Raw genomic sequence first — 2661 nt, 5'->3', positions numbered from 1 at the left:
AAGATAATAAACAATCTGACTGCGTTAAAATTTTTCTCAATAGCTACGGCTATTCAGAAAAATTTGTGCCTTGCATCTTATTCATTATCTTTGTTTCTTAAAAGAAATGTATTTAAAGAACCTCCCTATATACAATTAAAATATCTTGAATTATTGGAAAGAATAAAAAAGAGTAAAAAATGAAAAATCGAAGTTTAATTTCTATTAATGACTTTTCTAAAGAAGAGCATTTAAAAATTCTTGAACTTGCCGCTGAATTTGAGAAGGATTCACGACAGCAAATTTTAACAAAACATGTGATTGCATCATTATTTTTTGAACCTTCAACAAGAACAAGGTTAAGTTTTGAGAGTGCTATTTCAATGCTTGGTGGTCATATTGTTGGTTTTACCGATGCAAGTTCAACAAGTGTAAAAAAAGGTGAATCATTACGTGACACAATAAAAACCGTTAGCAACTATGCCGACCTTATTGTTATGCGTCATCCTTTTGATGGCTCTGCACGATTTGCAAGTGAAGTAGCAGATGTACCAATTATCAATGCAGGAGATGGCTCCAATCAGCATCCTACTCAAACATTACTTGACCTTTATTCAATTCAGCAAACTCAGAATACTCTTGAAAACCTTACTATTGGATTTGTTGGCGACCTAAAATATGGTCGTACTGTTCATTCTTTGCTAATGGCTCTTTCCAATTTTAATTGCAAATTTCATTTTGTTGCCCCAAGTTTTTTGCAGATTCCTGAACAATATCAAATGTTTCTTAAAAATAAAGGACTTGAGTTTCATACTTTATCAAACATCCATGATGTTATTCCTGATGTTGATATTCTTTATATGACAAGGATTCAAAGGGAAAGATTTTCAGATCCTTCGGAATACGAGAAAGTAAAAGATTCTTATGAGTTAAAAAGGGATGATCTTTCTACTTCAAAAGACAATATGCAAGTATTACATCCTCTCCCAAGAGTAAACGAAATAAACATTGATGTTGATGACTCAGGAAAAGGATACTATTTCCAACAGGCATTAAATGGGGTGTATGTACGCCAGGCAATAGTTTCATTAATTTTAGGTTTAAAAAAATAAATTGAATAAAAATGAAAGAATTAAGAGTTAGTGCAATAGAAAAAGGCACTGTAATAGATCATATTCCTGCAAAAAGTGTAATGAAAGTTGTAAAAATACTTGACCTTGAAAATTCAGAGAACACTGTACTTATTGGTGCTAATCTGGATAGTAAAAAGCTTGTAAAAAAAGGAATTATAAAAGTTTCTAATAAGTTTTTCAAAGCACATGAAATAAACAAAATTTCATTAGTTGCACCTGAAGCATCACTTACAATTATTAAAAACTTTGATGTTAAAGAAAAAACTATTGTAAAAGTTCCTAAGCAAATTTCAGGAATAGTAAAATGCAGAAATTCAAAATGCATTACTAATCATGAAAATATTGAAACTGTATTTAATGTAGATACTGATTGTGAATCTTTGAAACTCAAATGTAAGTACTGCGAAAAAGTAATGGAAAAAGATGAAATAGAGTTTTCTTAAGAGAAGTCCTCTAATAAAACAAATTACAGCCTTATCAAAACGCTGAGGCTTTTATTAAGAGTTAGCATTTGTCCATAAGGATGATAAAAGAATATGGTTTTGAAATAGTAGTTCCACCAGACAAAACAAAAAAGTTTGTTTATAAATTACTTGTAAATTATCAAACATCATTTGAGAGTATATAAAAATTAGGAGATATAAGGAGAACAAAAGATGTCAGAATATAAAATATACAATAAATCTTGTTATCCTTTATCTGAATTAGCAAACAATTCAGTTGATGCCATTGTTACTGACCCGCCTTATGGAATTTCTTACCAAAATCAAGAATGGGATAAAGATTTGCCAAAACAAGAAATTTGGAGAAATAGTTTACAGCTGTTAAAACCTGGAGCCTTTACTCTTGTTTTTTCATCGATTAGATTAATGCACCGCTTAATGGTAGATTTAGAAGAAAGCGGTTTTGTTATTAAAGATGTTTTATTTTGGTCATATCTAAATGGAATGCCTAAAAGTAGAGATGTAGCGTTAGATATTGATAAAGAGCTTGGTGTAGCAAGCAAGGTAGTTGGTAAATATAATTATGTTCAAGGCTACAAAAAAAATGGAGCTATAAATTATTATGCTAACAAAGAAAAATTTAAATATGAACCTGCATCAGATTTCGCAAAAAAATATAAAGGAGCAGGATTAGGTTTAAAACCTGCTTATGAACCTATTATTTTAGTACAAAAGCCTATTGAAAAAGGACTTACTATTGCACAAAACATTATTAAATATGGAACAGCTGCATTAAATATTGAAGATACAAGAATACATTATGCAGAAGGTGAAACAAAGGTTGGACATAATCCCCATCCAAAAGGAAGAGTTCCTGCGAATATTATCAGAACCGAAAAGTTTGAAGATGGTTACGATAAGTTCTTTTTAGTTCCAAAAGTAAGGCAAAAAAAAGAAGATTTTAACTTTCATCCGACTTTAAAACCTGTTAAATTGATGTATCATTTAATAAAACTAATCTCATTTGAAGGTCAAATTGTTTTAGACCCGTTTATGGGAAGTGGTAGTACAGGAGTTGCTTGTTTGAAACTAAAAAGAAATTTTAT

General features: G+C 30.3%; 4 protein-coding genes. All 4 read left to right on the top strand.

Features of this window, described 5'->3' with window-relative positions:
* The coding region (locus tag U9R42_08995; protein ID MEA3496155.1) for a hypothetical protein at positions 1 to 183 on the top strand (183 nt) is incomplete at its 5' end.
* A complete protein-coding gene (gene pyrB / locus U9R42_08990) occupies positions 180 to 1091 on the top strand; it encodes an aspartate carbamoyltransferase (protein ID MEA3496154.1) in 912 nt (303 codons plus the stop codon). The genes U9R42_08995 and pyrB, both read left to right, overlap by 4 nt.
* A gap of 11 nt (positions 1092 to 1102) precedes the next feature.
* Complete coding sequence (pyrI, locus tag U9R42_08985; protein ID MEA3496153.1) at positions 1103 to 1555, top strand: aspartate carbamoyltransferase regulatory subunit; 453 nt, start codon at positions 1103 to 1105, stop codon at positions 1553 to 1555.
* 213 nt (positions 1556 to 1768) lie between these two features.
* Positions 1769 to 2661, top strand: an 893-nt coding sequence (locus U9R42_08980) for a site-specific DNA-methyltransferase (GenBank protein MEA3496152.1), incomplete at its 3' end; no start/stop codon positions are given.

The organism is Bacteroidota bacterium (genome assembly GCA_034723125.1).
GTDB lineage: Bacteria > Bacteroidota > Bacteroidia > CAILMK01 > JAAYUY01 > JAYEOP01.
This window is presented reverse-complemented; position numbering and strand designations above follow the sequence as displayed.